The sequence below is a fragment of the Prauserella sediminis genome (genome assembly GCF_014195435.1).
Lineage (GTDB): Bacteria > Actinomycetota > Actinomycetes > Mycobacteriales > Pseudonocardiaceae > Prauserella > Prauserella salsuginis.
In genome coordinates this window covers 2,561,202-2,576,756 of the sequence record NZ_JACIBS010000001.1, presented here as the reverse complement: position 1 = coordinate 2,576,756, position 15,555 = coordinate 2,561,202, and the positions used below count along the sequence as shown (strand labels likewise).

Genomic DNA, 15,555 nt, shown 5'->3' with positions numbered 1-15,555 from the left:
CTTACTCCTTCGCCCCGTGAACGCCGTTGTCGGTCGAACCGTTCGACTCGGCCTCGGACTGTGTGCCTGTTTGATCCGGTTGTTCTTTCAGTGCGTGCCTGCCGCTGGTGAACCCGCGCTGGAACGAGGCCATGCGATTACGGGCTGCCTCGGCCGAACGCGACACGGCGGGCTTCGCCGTCGCCGTGGGGGCGGCCGCAGCGGGGTCGGCTTCCGCGCCCGCGCTGCTGGCAGGGGTGGTGTCGCTCGCCTCGGTGACCGAGCCCGGCACCAGATACGCGTTCGGCACCCGCTTCGGCAGGCCCGCCGTCGTGATCTCCTCACCCTTCGGCTCGAGCAGCGACTGCGCCGCTTCCCAACCGGTGTCCGACACGCTCCGCCAGTCCTCCTGTACTCCTCCGGCGGAGGCGCCACCGGAAGAAGCGCCGGCGAGCGCGGTGCCTGCGTCCGCGACGTCGCTGGTCTGATCGCCGGCCCCTGCCTCCGGCACGTCTTCTTCTTCCTCGCTGAACCAGCGCGACAACACCGACTGGTATATCGGCAGCCGCTTCGTCGGCGCTTCTTCCTCCAGCGCCGCACTCTCTGTTCCAGCCTGTGCCGCACCTGCCGCCGCAGCGGCACCTGCGGCACCCGTGGTCCCGTTACCGCTGATCCCCTGCGACGTTCCGGAACCGGCCGCCGATTCCGGCGACACGTAGCGCGGCTCACGCTTCGGCAGCGCGAGCGGGTTGTCCTCGGGCACCGTACCGGCAGCGGACCCGCCGTCGCCGGTCGTGTCCGGCCAGCCGTTGCCGTTGCCGTTGCCGTTGCCGTTACCGATGTCTGCCGGCTGCTGCGGCGGCCACGAGGGCTGCGCCGACCCGGTCGTCTCACCCGGCGTGCGCTTCGGCAGGGCGTCCGGTTCCTGCTCGGCCGGGCTCACGAACGGGCCCGCGGCCTTGTTCGGACCGCCGACCAGATCGTCGAGGCTGATCGGCTGGTCGAGTGGCGTCAGCCCGGGCTGGCCGTCCTCGGAACCGCCGCCGGCCGGGCCGGAGGCCGCGGGCATGACGGTCGTCGCCGGGTCACCGCCACCCGGAGCGCCCGACAGGTAGTCGAGCTCGGATGCGTCCTCCGGGACGTCCTCTGCACTCGGCCACCGCGAGCCGTCGAAGGCCTGCGCCGGTTCGAACGCGCTCGTCGGCTGCGCGGCCGTGGCGTCCGGCACGGGCCCGCCGACACCTTCGGCGTCGGCGAGCCGCCGCATCGGCAGCTCGGCCGCGGCGGGCACCCCGGCGTACGACCCGTTGTGCTGGCCGCCCATCGCCGGGGTCATGCCGGCCGGGCCGCCCGGCGCGTCGGTGAGCAGTTCCCGCGGCACGACGACCCTGGCGACGACGCCGCCCTCGATGTCCTCGTTCTCGCGGAGCCGGACATCGATGCCGTGCCGCTGCGCCAGGCGTGCCACCACGTACAGACCCATGCGCCGGGTCACCGACACGTCCAGGTCCGGCGGGTCGGCCAGCCGCTCGTTGGCCTCGGCGAACTGCTCCTCGCTCATGCCGACACCGCGGTCGGTGATCTGGATGGCCAGCGAACGCTTGCGGGTCACCGCGGCCCGCACGCTGATCCTGGTATCGGGCTCGGAGAAGTAGGTGGCGTTGTCGAGCAGTTCCGCCAGGAGGTGCACCAGGTCGTTGACGGCGCGGCCGTGCACGGCGACGTCCGGCACGCTGCCGACCTCGACACGGGCGTACTGTTCGATCTCCGACACCGAGGCACCGACGACGTCGGCGGCGGGCACCGGCTTGGCCATGGACTTCGACAGGCCGGCCCCGGAAAGGACCAGCAGGCTCTCGCCGTTACGGCGGAGCCGGGTCGCGAGGTGGTCGAGCTCGAACAGGTGCGCCAGCTGATCCGGGTCCTGCTCTTCGGATTCGAGACTGTCGATCACGCCGAGCTGACGTTCCACGAGCCGCTGACTGCGCCGCGAGAGGTTGACGAAGATGCCGTTGACGTTCTCCCGCAGCAGCGCCTGCTCGGCGGCCATGCGCACGGCCCGTTCGTGCACCACGTCGAACGACCGGGCGACTTCGCCGATCTCCTCCTTGGTCTCCACCGGCACGGGGCTGATGCCCTTGCGGGAGGCCTCCATCGGGTTCGGGTCGGCCAGGATGCGGCGCACGGTCTCCGGCAGCCGGACGTAGGCGACCTCGAGCGCGTTCTCCCGCAGCGTCCGCAGCGGCGCGAGCATCGACCGCGACACGTAGAGCATCAGAGCCAGCGCCGCGATCAGGGCGATGGCGACGATGGCGGCGTCACGCCAGGCGGCGAACGTCGTGTCCTCGGCGAGACCGGCCGACTGCTGTTCCAGGTCGCTCAGCAGGCCGGACTCGGCCTCCCGGTAGTTGTCGCGGGTGACGGCGAGGTCGTTGACGAACTCCTGCCGGTTGATCTGCGGCGGCTCGTCGTTCGCGACGCGGGCGAATGCCTGGTCGCGCACCATCTGCCTGCGGTCGATCTCCGGGGCGGAGACGGTGTCGGTGAAGTACTGCCGCTGTTGCAGCGAGGCGTAGGCGTTGAAGTCCTCGGACGCCGACTCACCGCTGGCCATGGCGTCCCTGGCGTCGTCGACCATGTACTGCGGGAAGTCGTTCTGCTGCGCGGCCAGCGAGACGATCGCACCTTCGAGGGAGATGTACTCCTTGGCTTCCGACAGTGCGTGGATCGCGTTGCTGTCGCGGAGCAGGTCCCGGTCGTTGATCGCGGTCGTGACCTCCCGGTCCAGCTGGACCAGGCCGGTGATGAGCAGGGTGTACTGGTCGAGCAGGGTGCGCGGGGTCATCGCGCCTTCGGTGACCGCCTGCCGCATGGATTCGAGCACGCCGAGCCGGTTCACCCCGGAGTCGTAACGCGCCTGCATCGCCGGGTCGTCGACGGTGAGTTCGCCCGCCAGGTCGTTCAGCCGCCCCACCGCGGTGTCGACCTGGTCGACCTGGGCGTTGAACAGGTTCGCCCGTTCGGTGTTGCCGGGGTTGGCACCCAGTTTGAGCACCGCGAGTTCGCGTTCGATCTGGAGCTGGTGGACGACGTCGCTGATCTGGTCGGCCAGCTGGACCTGGTCGGCGGTCTGCCGCAGCTGATTCGCCCGGTCGAGGGATTCGTAGACGCGCAGGCCCGCGAGCACGAGCGCGGTGATCGTGGGAATGATCAGAATCAGCGCGAGTTTTGACCGGAGCCGCCAGTTGCGCAGACCACGTCCGGAACCGCCGCTGCCGGCGCCGCCGGCCGACGGGGAGGCAGTCGCCTCGGCGGTCGGGCCGTCAGGGCCGCCGTCGCCGCCGGCCTGCCCTTCCTCCGCCTTCTCGTCGAGCACTACGAGCACACTCCCAAAGTTCGAGCCCTACGGCTCCTGCCGATTTGCCGTCCCGACCGGGACCTGCCGGCCCGGGGACCCGGTGCACCAGCAACGGCGGTGACGACCGACCGCCCCACCGGGGCGCTCGGCCCCGGCACCTCGCGGATGCAACCGCTCAGTACGTACGCCTCCCGGATGAGCGCCGCATCCCGACGCGAAGCACCGCACACCCGTCAACGGTCTTCCTCCGTCGCGGGATCATCGATCCCTCGTCGTCGACAGACACTCATTTCAGTGAGCGTGCAACCCGATTCCCGAGTAGGCAGAGGCAGAGAGTAGCGAACGACCTGTTAGCACGTAACCCTCTTAGGTTAGAACAGGGCGAAGCCCACCGTCCCGTTACTCAGCGTTCACCTTCGTGGTCTACAACCCAGGATTCGGAAACACGTTCAGTAGTGTTTCATAATCCAACTCAGTGCCGGGAGGGTGACATCCAACACTCACTCCTTGGTACTGAGCACCCGTTGTGATCGCTTTGCCTGCTTAATAGAGTGGGGCCGCATCTTCGGTGCGCCCGGTTCGGACCAGCGATCCTCGCAGGTCTGCGCCATTGTGGTCACCCCACGCCATCATCTAGTCCCACGAGGAGTTGCCTTGCGTCCATCACAACGCCGCGCCAGCGGTCGGCGCCTCGCCGCGCTCACCGCCGGCCTCGCCGTGTTCGCCTCCGTCAGCGGTTGTGGCCTCCTCGGCGGTTCGGATGAGGACGACAGCGGCAACGCCCAGGTCGAGAAGTCGAAGGTCAACGTGTCGATCCAGGGCACGATCGACCTCGCCGCCTTCCACCTCGCCCGCGAGCGGGGCTACTTCTCCGACGAAGGCCTCCAGGTCAACCCGATCAAGGTCGACAGCGCCGACAAGGGCTTCAACAAGCTCAACTCGGGTGAGGTCGACATCATCTATTCGGGTTACACCGGCTTCTTCGACCAGCAGGCCGCGGGAACGATGGACCTCAAGCTGATCGCCGACGCCTCCTCGGCGGCACCGAAGTCCAACGCGGTCATGGTGCCGAAGAACTCGCCGCTCGAGGAGCCGAAGGACCTCGAGGGCAAGACGGTCGGCGTGACCCCGGAAGGCACCCTGGCCGACATCCTCACCAAGGCGTGGGCCGAGGCGAACGACGTCGACCTCGACAAGGTCAACTGGAAGCCCGGCGGGTTCAGCACCTCGCAGAAGGGCCTCGGCAAGGACATCGACGCGGCGTTCTTCCCCGACCCCTTCATCGCCATGAACCAGAAGGAGCTCGGCGCCGAGTCGCGGTGGGACCCGATGACCGGCCCGCTGAAGGACCTGCCGATGGCCGGCTACGGCACCACCGCCGAGTTCGCGGACGAGAACCCCAAGACGGTCGCCGCGTTCCAGCGCGCCATGGTCAAGGCCAGCAACGAGGCCGAGACCGCCGACCGCACCGAGGTGATCGACCCGCTGCTGGTCGAGCACGTCGGCCTGCCCGAGGACCTCGCCCCGATGACGACGCTGCTCACCTTCGAGAGCAGCCTCGACCCCGAGCGCATCCAGCGAGTGCCGGACCTGATGGTCGACCGCGGCGCCCTCGAGAACAACATCGACGTCAAGGACATGATCATCCCGCCGGACACCGGCGAGGATGACTCGGCCAAGTAACCGGCGTGCGCACATTCGCCAAAGGTCTCACCGGCCTGCTCGGTTTCTTCCTGCTGTGGGAGATCACCGTGCAGGCCGGTGTGCTGCCGGACTACTGGGTTCCGCCGGCCAGCGAGGTAGCCACCACCTTCGTCGAGCTGCTCGGTGACCGCGAGTTCCTCCTCGGAGTCGTCGCCACCCTGCTGGCCTGGCTGATCGCACTCGGCGTCGCCATCGGCATCGGCGTACCCGCCGGGCTGTTGCTCGGCAGCGTCCCCGCACTGCAATCGGCCAGCCGAGCGCTCATCGAGTTCCTGCGCCCCATCCCCGCCGTCGCGCTGATCCCGCTGGTCATGGTGACCATCGGCAGCGGTCCCGACGCCAAGATCACGCTCGCCGTGTATGCCGCGGTGTGGCCGATCCTGTTCAACACGATCTACGCCTTCGGCGAGATCGACCCCGTCCTGCTCGATTCGGCCCGCGCGACCGGCGCCAACCGCAGGCAGGCCCTCACCTGGGTCGCCCTGCCCCACGCCGCACCATTCATCTTCACCGGCGTCCGCGTCGCCGCGTCCATCGCGCTCATCGCGGTCATCAGTGTCGAGTACATCGCCGCGTCGGAGGTCGGCCTCGGCCGCTACATCCTCGAAGGCGGCATGAACAACGGCCACCTCGACCAGGTCATGGCGGGCACGGTGCTCGCGGGCCTGGCCGGCTGGGCGATCAACTCCGCTCTCGTCGGCAGCGGCAAGCGGCTGTTCCGCTGGGCCGACACCGAGGAAAGGGCGACCCGATGAGCATCACGACCGCCGCCGCCAAACGCGGTCGCATCCTCGGCTCGGCCGCGGTGACCTGGCTCGTGTTCGCCGCGGCCCTGCTGCTGTGGGAACTGATCGCCATCGGCGCCGACAGTGTCTACTTCCCCCGGATGACGGAGATCGTCGCCACCGGGGCCGACGTGCTGCTGTCCGGACCGGCGTGGCGGCTGATGCTCGGCGACGCCGTGTTCGACATCGTGCTGCCCAGCCTGGCGACGGCTCTCGGCGCGTGGGCCCTGTCCGCCCTGATCGGCGTCGCGCTCGGCACGGCACTCGGCCGCTCGAGCTGGGCGATGGACTACTGCGGCACGCTGATCTCGTTCCTGCGTTCCGTACCGCCGGTGACCCTGATGCCCGCCTTCATGGTGATGTTCGGCATCGGGGTGCAGATGGAGATCGCGGCTATCGTGTTCTCCACGCTGTGGCCGATCGTGCTGAACACCGTCGACGGCGTCCGCTCGGTCGACCAGGTCAAGACCGACACCGCCCGCTCGCTCGGCACGCCGCGGCGGTACTGGATCGGCATGATCGTGCTGCCGGCCGCGATGCCGAAGATCTTCGCCGGGCTGCGGCTGAGCCTGTCGATCGCCATCCTGCTGATGGTGGTCGCCGAGATCGTCGGCGGCAGTGGCATCGGCCTCCGCCTGTCCACGACGCAGTCGACGGTCCAGTACCCCGAAATGTGGTTCTGGGTGCTGCTGCTCGGCGTGCTCGGCTACGCGCTCAACAGCGCACTGCTGGCGGTCGAACGGCTCGTGCTCGGCTGGCAGCCCACCCGTGGGGACGACGCGTGAGCGCCCGCGACGTCCGTCCCGTGACACCGACCTGTGACGCGCCCGTAGGAGGCTGACCGTGTCGACCATGCTCGAGGTTTCCGGCCTCACCCACCAGTACGGCCGGGGTGAGCGCGCGCACGTCGCCGTGCGGGACCTGACGTTCACCATCGAGGCCGGGCAGCTGGCGTGCATCGTCGGCCCGTCCGGCTGCGGCAAGTCCACCCTGCTGCGCTGCATCTCCGGGCTCATCCCCGCGACGGGTGGTTCGGTCCGGCTGCACGGCGACGAGGTGTCGGGCGTGCCGGACGACCTCGCCGTCGTGTTCCAGGACTACAGCCGCTCGCTGTTCCCGTGGCTGACCGTGGCGAAGAACGTCGAGTTCCCGTTGCGGTGGCAGCAGGTGTCGAAGGCCGACCGGCGGCGCCGCGCCGCCGAGGTCCTCGAATCGGTGGGCCTGGCCGGCGTGGGCAAGAAGTACCCGTGGCAGCTCTCCGGCGGCATGCAGCAGCGCGTGTCGATCGCGCGAGCGCTGGTGAGCAGGCCCGCGCTGCTGCTGATGGACGAACCGTTCGCGTCGGTGGACGCGCAGACCCGCGGTGAGCTGGAAGACCTCACCCGCCGCGTCCAGCGCGATCTGGGCAGCACGATTCTGCTGGTCACACACGACATCGACGAGAGCGTCTACCTCGCCGACCGGGTACTGGTGCTGTCGAAGTCCCCCGCGGCGATCGTCGCGGACCTGACCATCGACCTGCCCGCCGAACGCGATCAGATCACCACCCGCGAGTCCGAGCAGTTCGTCTCGCTGCGTGGCGAAGTGGCCCGCTTGTTGCAGAGTCCGCAGGTGCAGCGCACCGGCGAGACCGCGCCCGAGACCCCGGCGCCCGCCGGTTCGGACGCCGCACACGGTGCGGCTTCGGCCGACGCTGCCGATTCGGCGACCACGGACTCGGCGAAGGCGGCGGCAGCGGAGGCGGTCGAGTCGCCCGACGAGACGGCCGCATCGCGGAGCTGACCGCGACGAGGGCCCCGCCCACTCAGCGGCTGCGGGCGTGCCTGGCGCGGGCGGTTGCCCGCTGCAGTCCCGACATACGTTCGCGGATCGCCTCCGGGGACCGGTCGATGAACGCCGGTTGCCGCCGCTGCCTGCCACCGTCGGTGTCGTGGCCGTTGCGGGGATCCGCCTCGGCGCCGTCGTCGGCGGAACCGGAGGGCTCGGAACCGCCCGACGAGGAGCCACCGGGCGGCGGGGGCTGCGTGCCGTTACGGCCGGCACGACCACCCTGTTCGGGGCCGCTGTGTTGGGGACCGCTGTACTCGGGGCCGGGACGGCCGGCTGCCGAGTGGTTGCGCACCGAACCGTTGCGCTCCGAACCGTTGCGCTCCGCATCGTCGCCCGCCGGACGGACGCCCTCGGAGCCGTGATCGCCCGAGCCAGTGCCGCGCGGGTGCCACCCGAGGCCGTCGGAACCGTTACGGCCTGCCTGCCCGGCCGCGGAGCCGTCCCACTCAGCGCCGTCCCACTCAGCGCCGTCCCGCTCGGAGCCGTCGGGCTCGGAGCCGTCGGGCACGGCCCGTTCCGGTTCGGCACCCGGTTCGGCACCGCCCTGTTCGGCCGAGTCGACCTGCCAGTCCTGGGGATCCGCGCCGGGTTCGAACCATCGCGTCATGAGCCCCCGGTAAACCGCCATCCGGTCGGTGGGCGCATCATCGCCGAGCACAGCCTCGGCCGAGGTGCCGGGCGCGGGCAGGGGATCCGCGCGGGGCGGAGGCTGCGGTGCAGGCGGCGCATCGGGTTGATCACCGTCCCGCATGGGCCAGGTGGGTCCCGGGCCCCACGCCGAGACATCGGTCTGCTCGGCGGGTTCGAGCTCCGGTTCGCGTCGCAGCCGCGACGCACGCCCGGGGGCCGGGCCACCGGTGGCGTTCGTGGCCGGGGTCTCACGGGCTCCGGCGACGGGCCCACCGGACTCGGTCGCAGCCGGGACGTCGTCGTTCGCCGAGGCGGCCGCAGCACCGTCGGGTGCAGCGCCGTCAGGTGCAGCGCCGTCGGGTGCAGCGCCGTCGGGTGCGGCAGCGTCCGCGGGTACACCGGGTTCGACTTCCTGGTCCGCATCGGGAGAATCGACAGTCGGCACGGGTGCCGTCAGCCCATCCGTGATCTCGGTCATCGATTCCGGGGCCGGCGGCCGGGCCGCCGAGGCGACATCCGGCTCGTCGTCCCAATCCGCCTCACGCGTGCCGAACGCCGTTGCCCGCCCGGTTTCGGCACTACCGGGCACGCGGGGGATCTCCTCGGTGAGCGATTCGTCGGCAGCGGGCACCGCGCCGGGACGCCGCACCGGCCGTCGCAGCGGTGCGGGCTGCTCGGAGCTCCCGCCGCCGTCTCCGGAGCCGGATTCCGGCCCCGTGCCGTGAGCGCCCGCGCCCTGCGGCTGTTCGTGCCGCGCGTGCCGTTCGTGCTGGGCCGGTGCCTGCTGTGCGTGCCCGTGCTGCGTCAGGGTGTGCTCGTATCCGGTGCCCTCGGCCGTGTCGGTCCCCGAGTCGGCGGCTTCGGCCCGCCCCGCGGGGTCGGCGACGTCCGTTCCCTGTGGCTCGCCGGTGTCCTCGGCGAGGAGCTCCGACACCGCGGGCCTCCGCCGTGGCAGCACCGGCGCAGGGTCCGCCGAGGCAGCCTCCGCCGTCACCTCGGGCTGCGCTGTCACCTCGGGCTGCGCTGTCACCTCGGGCTGCGCGGTGGCCGCGAGCTCCGCCGTGATGTCTGGCGCCGCCGTGGTGTCGGGCTCCGCCGTGAGCTCGGGCTCTGCTGTGACGTCCGGGCCGGCGAGTGGCTCGGGCTCGGGCACACGGGCCGGTCTCCCGAAGGTTCCTGCATCGGCATACGGATCGGCGAACAACTCGGCGACCGGCTCCCGCGGGGGTCCGCCCCCCGATGTCCGCCTGCTCACCGGGGCACTCGCCGGACCGTCCACGGGCTCGTCCGCCGCGGCCAGGGGCTCGGAGGGCTCGGGTTCGGCGGGCAGCGCGGTCGCAGGCCGACGCTGCGGCTCCGGCCGGAACACGATCGACGACGGCCCGTCCTGCTGTCCCTGCTGTTCCCCCGTCGTCGCCTCCTCGAGCGCGACCGGCGATTCCTGAGGCGACGAATCGGCCTGCCGCACGAGCGCAGCGGGCACGACGACCGTCGCGGTGAGGCCCATCAGGTCCGCGGCCGACAACCACACGCGGATGTCGTGCTGCCTGGCCAGCCGCGCGACCACGTACAGCCCCATCCGCCTGGACACCTCGACGTCGACGTCGGGAACCTCGGCCAGCCGCATGTTCGCCCGGTGGATCTCCGTCTCGGGCATGCCCGCACCGCGGTCGGTGATGTCGATCCGCCACTCGCCGTCCTGGGTGACCGCGCTGACGACCGACACGGACGAGTCGTCGGGCGAATAGTCGGTGGCGTTCTCGAACAGCTCGGAGATCACGTGCACCAGGTCGCCGACGATCTCGCCGCGGACCCCGATCTGCGGCGTCGCCGCGACGTTGATGCGCTGGTAGTGCTCGACCTCCGACAGCGCGGCGCCGATGATCTCCTCGGCCGCGACGGCGCCGGGCAACGGCCTGCCGACGTCCTGTCCGGCCAGCACGAGCAGGTTCTCGCTGTTGCGGCGCATGCGCGTGGCGAGGTGATCGAGCTCGAACAGCCCGCCGAGGACGTCGGGGTCCTGTTCGTGCTCCTCCATGCGGTCGAGCACCGTGAGCTGCCGCTCGACGAGGTCCTGGCTGCGGCGCGAGAGGTTGACGAACATCGAGTTGACGTTCTCCCGCAACATGGCCTGCTCACCCGCGAGCCGCACGGCCTGGCCGTGGACGGCGTCGAAGGCCCGTGCGACCTGGCCGAGCTCCTCCCTGCTGTACACGCGGACGGGTTCGACGGACCGGCGGTGCGCGTCCTCCGGCCGTGGATCCGGATCGGCCAGGATGCCCTTGACCGCCTCGGGCAGCCGGTAGTGGGCCACGTCGAGGGCGCTGTTGCGCAGCGTGCGCAGGGGGCGCAACAGTGATCGCGTGATGGCCACCGCCAGCAGCCCCGCCAGCAGCAGCACCCCGAGGATCACGGCGCCGTCGATCAGCGCGTCCGACCGGGCTTCCGAGGCCAGTGCCGCCGACCGGTCACGCACGTCGTCCCGCAGCGCGTCCTCGGCGCGTTTCGCCGCGTCGACGACCTGGGTGGACTGCCGGTCCCACGTGGCCGGGTCGGCCGAGAGGTCGCCGTTCAGCACCGCGGTGACGGTGGCCGACGTGGCCTCGACACGCGGGTTCAACTCCTCGTCGAGCGACCGCCGCTGGGCAGGGGTCGCGAACTTCGCGTGGTTGCTTCTGGCTTCCGCGACCTGCACATCCGCACCGGCGAGTGCGCGCACCAAGGCCGGCGGCGCCGCCCCCGAGGCGAGCGCCTCACCGACGAGCGCCCTCCGGATCGACAGCGCGTCCTTCACCCGTGCGACCGAGCCCGCGGCCAGGTACGTACGCGCGAGTTCGCGGTCCGGCGTGTCGACCGCGGCCTGGCCGCCCATGTCGAGCAGCCCGGCCACACGGTCGTTGTAGGCGCCCAGCACCTGCCCCGCGGGTTGTGCCGAATGCTGCCCCGCGTAGCGCACCCCGGCCAGTCCTTCGAGCCCGCGCTCCCACTCCCGGAAGTCCCCGACCGCCTCGTCGGGCAGTTCCGGCCGGGCGGCGGTGAGCGTCTTCTCGAACTCGCCCCGCGCGGTGTCGACCCGTTCGCGTTGCCGGAGCACCTCGACGGGCCTGCCCTGCCGTCCACCGGCGACGTAGCGCACGGTCAGGTCTCGTTCGCGCTGCAGCTCGTGGACCAGATTCGCCACCGTGTCGTCGACACGGACGCGCTCCGTCGCCGCGGCGTAGTCATCGGCCTCGGAGAGATTCGACTCGACCCGCAGGCCCGCGAAACCCAACATCGCCAGGACAGGCACCAGGAGGGCGGCGAGCAGGCGAGTCCTCAGCCGCCAGTTGCGTAGCCGCCAGCGTCCGCCCGACCGCTGGATGTCCGCCGCTTCGTCCCGGGGGGCCTGGCTGCGACGGGGCAACGGACTTCCTTCATGTCAACGCGAAAGGCACATCGAATCGTAGCCACTGCAGCCGATCTTGATCCACACCGGCAGTGGCCGACATTACGCCCGGCGATGGTATTGCCCCGACCCGTCAAGCTCCAGTATGAGGCCACCCTGCCCACCGGACGGCCCAACCTCCCACGCAGGGAACGTATAAAGGGAGGCGTGAGTGATGGCCCCCTGATCGTCCAGTCCGACAAGACCGTGCTGCTCGAGGTCGACCATGACCGGGCGGGCGACGCGCGGATCGCGATCGCGCCGTTCGCCGAGCTGGAACGCGCACCCGAACACGTGCACACCTACCGCATCACCCCGCTCGCGCTGTGGAACGCGCGCGCCGCGGGGCACGATGCCGAGCAGGTGGTCGACGCGCTCACCACCTACTCCCGTTTCCCCGTCCCGCAGCCGCTGCTGATCGACATCGTCGACACGATGGGCCGGTTCGGCAGGCTGCAGATCCACAACCACCCCGCACACGGCCTGGTGATGACCACCACCGACCGCGCCGTGCTCGCCGAGGTCCAGCGCAGCAAGAAGATCAAGCCGATGCTGGGCGTGACCGTCGACGAGGACACCGTGGCGGTCCACCCGTCCGAGCGCGGCAGGCTCAAGCAGGCGCTGCTGAAGGTGGGCTGGCCCGCCGAGGACCTCGCGGGCTACGTCGACGGCGAGGCGCATCCGATCGCGCTGGACGAGAGCGACTGGTCGCTGCGCGAGTACCAGCGGCAGGCTGCCGACTCGTTCTGGGCGGGCGGCTCCGGCGTGGTCGTCCTGCCGTGCGGTGCGGGAAAGACGCTGGTCGGCGCGGCCGCGATGGCCCAGGCGCAGGCCACGACGCTGATCCTGGTCACCAACACGGTCGCGGGCAGGCAGTGGAAGCGCGAGCTCGTCGCGCGGACGTCGCTGACCGAGGACGAGATCGGCGAGTACTCCGGCGAGAAGAAGGAGATCCGCCCGGTCACGATCGCGACCTACCAGGTCATCACGCGTAAGTCGAAGGGCGAGTACAAGCATCTCGAACTGTTCGACTCCCGCGACTGGGGTCTCGTCGTCTACGACGAGGTGCACCTGCTGCCGGCACCCGTGTTCCGGATGACCGCCGACCTGCAGTCCCGCCGCCGCCTCGGGCTCACCGCGACGCTGGTGCGCGAGGACGGCCGCGAGGGTGACGTGTTCTCGCTGATCGGGCCCAAGCGGTTCGACGTGCCGTGGCGTGACATCGAGGCCCAGGGGTGGATCGCGCCCGCCGACTGCATCGAGGTCCGCGTGACGCTCACCGAGGGCGAACGGCTGGCGTACGCCACGGCCGACGCGGAGGAGCGCTACCGGCTCGCCTCGACGGCGCACACGAAGACGGCCGTCATCAAGAACATCGTCGAGGCGCACGAGGACCAGCCGACGCTGGTCATCGGTGCATACCTGGACCAGCTGGAGGAACTCGGCGAGGCGATCGACGCCCCGGTCATCCAGGGTTCGACGAAGAACAAGGAACGCGAGGCCCTGTTCGACCGGTTCCGGCGCGGTGAGATCACGAAGCTCGTGGTGTCGAAGGTCGCGAACTTCTCGATCGACCTGCCCGAGGCGTCGGTGGCCATCCAGGTGTCGGGCACGTTCGGCTCCAGGCAGGAGGAGGCGCAGCGGCTCGGCCGGTTGCTGCGCCCGAAGGAGGACGGCAGGCAGGCGCACTTCTACTCGGTGGTCGCACGCGACACGGTCGACACGGACTACGCCGCGCACCGCCAGCGTTTCCTGGCCGAACAGGGCTACGCCTACCGCATCATCGACTCCGACGACCTGCTGCGCCCGCTGTAGGCCGGCGCGGAAGTTCCGCCGGAGCGGCTATCGACCACGCCGCCCCGTTCGATCATCCGTTCGAGTGACGTAGCGACGAGCGGTCCGGTGTTCGCGCCGGAACTGTCGGGGTGTCGAACTAGCGTTCGGGTCATGTTCACATCGACGACCACGAACCGGACCGACGACAGCGCCGGTGCCCACACCGACGGCCGCGGCGACAGCCTCACCCTGCCGCCGGGGCGCATGCACCAGGCGCTGTGGGTGTCCGACGACCCGATCACCGACCCCGCGCTGTACCTGGCCTGCGTGGCGGCATTCCCGCGCACCGGTCGCTGGCCAGTGCTGATCCCCCGCGACCCGCGGTTCGAGGCGGCGGGACAGGACTGGATCGACGACCGGCCCTGGAACACGCCCACCGACGACCACATCGGCCACGACCACCCCGGGGACGTGCTCCGCTCCTGGTGGCGCGGGCCGTGCTGCGACGGCACGTGCCTGGAACCGTTCGGCGCCGAGTTCCCCGGGCTGGCGCGGCGGTCGCCGCGCAAGTCGGATCCGCTGGCCGAGGCGGGCAACACCGGATCCCGTCTCGTCGCGGGCGGGAACTACCGGCTCGGCATCGCCGAAGCGGAGCGGCCCGCCGACGTGCCGGCCGTGCTCGGCTGGCAGGGCATGTTCCGCACCACCGACCGCGCCGAGCTGGTGTCGACGGTGCTGCGCAGCTGGGAGGACCGGTTCGGCGCGACCCTGATCCGCCTCGGCTACGACGAGCTCACCCTGTCGGTCGCCGCGCCACCGAAGACCCGCCACCGGGCAGAGCTGCTCGCGGCCGAGCACCGCGCCTTCTGCCTCGACCAGTTCACCGCCCAGCCCGGCACGCTGCGTACCGTCGCCGGCGGCCTTGTCGGTGAGCGGCTGTGGTCGTTCTGGTGGCAGTGAGGCCCGCGATGGCAGCCTGGAGATATGTGCGCCGCTGCTCACGGCAACCCCGGCCGGACCGGCACGCCGCGATCCGGTACGGCACCACGCGCCGCGACGCGAACCACTGCAGTACGGATCGGCACGTCGGGCTGGGTCTATCCGCCCTGGCGGGGGACGTTCTACCCGCGGGGGCTGCCGCAGCGCCGCGAACTCGAGTACCTGGCCAACCGGCTGAGTACCGTCGAGATCAACGGCTCGTTCTACTCGCTCCAACGGCCCGAGCGGTATCGCGCATGGTTCGAGCAGGTGCCCGACGACTTCGTGTTCGCGGTGAAGGGCGGCCGGTTCATCACGCACATGAAGCGATTGCGCGAGGTCACCGAACCGCTCGCGAATTTCTTCGCCTCGGGGGTGACAGCGCTCGAGCACAAACTGGGCCCTGTGCTGTGGCAGCTGCCGCCGACGCTGCAGTTCGACGCGGACCTGCTGGCCGAGTTCTTCGAACACCTCCCGCGCAGCACGGACGCGGCGGCACGGCTGGCGCGCGACCACAACACGGTGCGCTTCGAGCCGCACACGACCGTGCGGGAGGACCGGCCGCTCCGCCACGCACTGGAGGTCCGCCACCCCAGCTTCGCGACGACCGAAGCCGTGGAGCTGCTGCGCCGACACCGGATCGGCCTTGTCGTCGCCGACGCCGCGGGCGAATGGCCCCAGCTGGAGGACGTCACGGCGGATTTCGTCTACGTACGGCTGCACGGCTGGCAGCAGCTGTACGCGGGCGGCTATCCCGAGGCGGAGCTGGCCGCGTGGGCCGACAAGGTGCTGGCGTGGCGCTCGGGGAAGTCGCCGCGCACGGACCGTACGGTCGCGCGGGCCGCACCGCGGAAGGTCCGCGACGTGTTCGTCTACTTCGACAACGACGAGAAGGTGAAGGCGCCCGGCGACGCGATCGACCTGGCCCGCAGGACGGGTTCCGAGATCACGCCACCGGACGCCGACGACACCGGGTCGTCCGAACCTCCAGACGCCGGATAGGCGGACACCGTGCTCGCAGAGACCTAGCTCGCGGAGACCGGGCTCGCGGAGACCGGGCATCCGGCCACCGGAACCGGCGTCCCGGCGCG

General features: G+C 70.7%; 9 protein-coding genes. 7 read left to right on the top strand and 2 right to left on the bottom strand.

Features of this window, described 5'->3' with window-relative positions; all coding sequences use genetic code 11:
• Position 1 precedes the first annotated feature (1 nt).
• Positions 2–3,364, bottom strand: a complete 3,363-nt coding sequence (locus FB384_RS11755; protein WP_183782643.1) for a sensor histidine kinase — start codon at positions 3,362–3,364, stop codon at positions 2–4.
• 627 nt (positions 3,365–3,991) lie between these two features.
• On the opposite strand from FB384_RS11755, the gene FB384_RS11750 reads away from it, so the two are divergent.
• Genes FB384_RS11750 through FB384_RS11735 form a run of 4 tightly spaced genes read left to right on the top strand, consistent with a single transcriptional unit; the run spans position 3,992 to position 7,608 of the window.
• Entirely contained in the window at positions 3,992–5,020 is a 1,029-nt protein-coding gene (locus FB384_RS11750) for an ABC transporter substrate-binding protein (protein ID WP_183782641.1), read from the top strand.
• 5 nt (positions 5,021–5,025) lie between these two features.
• Positions 5,026–5,796, top strand: a complete 771-nt coding sequence (locus FB384_RS11745) for an ABC transporter permease (RefSeq protein WP_183782639.1) — start codon at positions 5,026–5,028, stop codon at positions 5,794–5,796.
• On the top strand, positions 5,793–6,611 hold the full coding sequence (locus tag FB384_RS11740; protein ID WP_183782637.1) for an ABC transporter permease: 819 nt from the start codon (positions 5,793–5,795) through the stop codon (positions 6,609–6,611). Before FB384_RS11745 ends, FB384_RS11740 begins: the two co-directional genes overlap by 4 nt.
• Before the next feature lie 58 nt (positions 6,612–6,669).
• A complete protein-coding gene (locus FB384_RS11735; RefSeq protein ID WP_323985202.1) occupies positions 6,670–7,608 on the top strand; it encodes an ABC transporter ATP-binding protein in 939 nt (312 codons plus the stop codon).
• 22 nt (positions 7,609–7,630) lie between these two features.
• Here FB384_RS11735 and FB384_RS11730 read toward each other — a convergent pair whose 3' ends face one another.
• On the bottom strand, positions 7,631–11,689 hold the full coding sequence (locus FB384_RS11730) for a sensor histidine kinase (protein WP_183782635.1): 4,059 nt from the start codon (positions 11,687–11,689) through the stop codon (positions 7,631–7,633).
• 189 nt (positions 11,690–11,878) lie between these two features.
• Here FB384_RS11730 and FB384_RS11725 point away from each other — a divergent pair, with 189 nt between their 5' ends.
• The 3 genes from FB384_RS11725 to FB384_RS11715 all read left to right on the top strand — a co-directional run bounded on the left by FB384_RS11725 (position 11,879) and on the right by FB384_RS11715 (position 15,466).
• A complete protein-coding gene (locus tag FB384_RS11725) occupies positions 11,879–13,525 on the top strand; it encodes a DNA repair helicase XPB (protein WP_183782633.1) in 1,647 nt (548 codons plus the stop codon).
• Positions 13,526–13,657: 132 nt separating this feature from the next.
• A complete protein-coding gene (locus FB384_RS11720) occupies positions 13,658–14,446 on the top strand; it encodes a DUF4253 domain-containing protein (protein WP_183782631.1) in 789 nt (262 codons plus the stop codon).
• A 117-nt stretch (positions 14,447–14,563) separates the two neighbouring features.
• On the top strand, positions 14,564–15,466 hold the full coding sequence (locus FB384_RS11715) for a DUF72 domain-containing protein (RefSeq protein WP_258937218.1): 903 nt from the start codon (positions 14,564–14,566) through the stop codon (positions 15,464–15,466).
• Positions 15,467–15,555 lie beyond the last annotated feature (89 nt).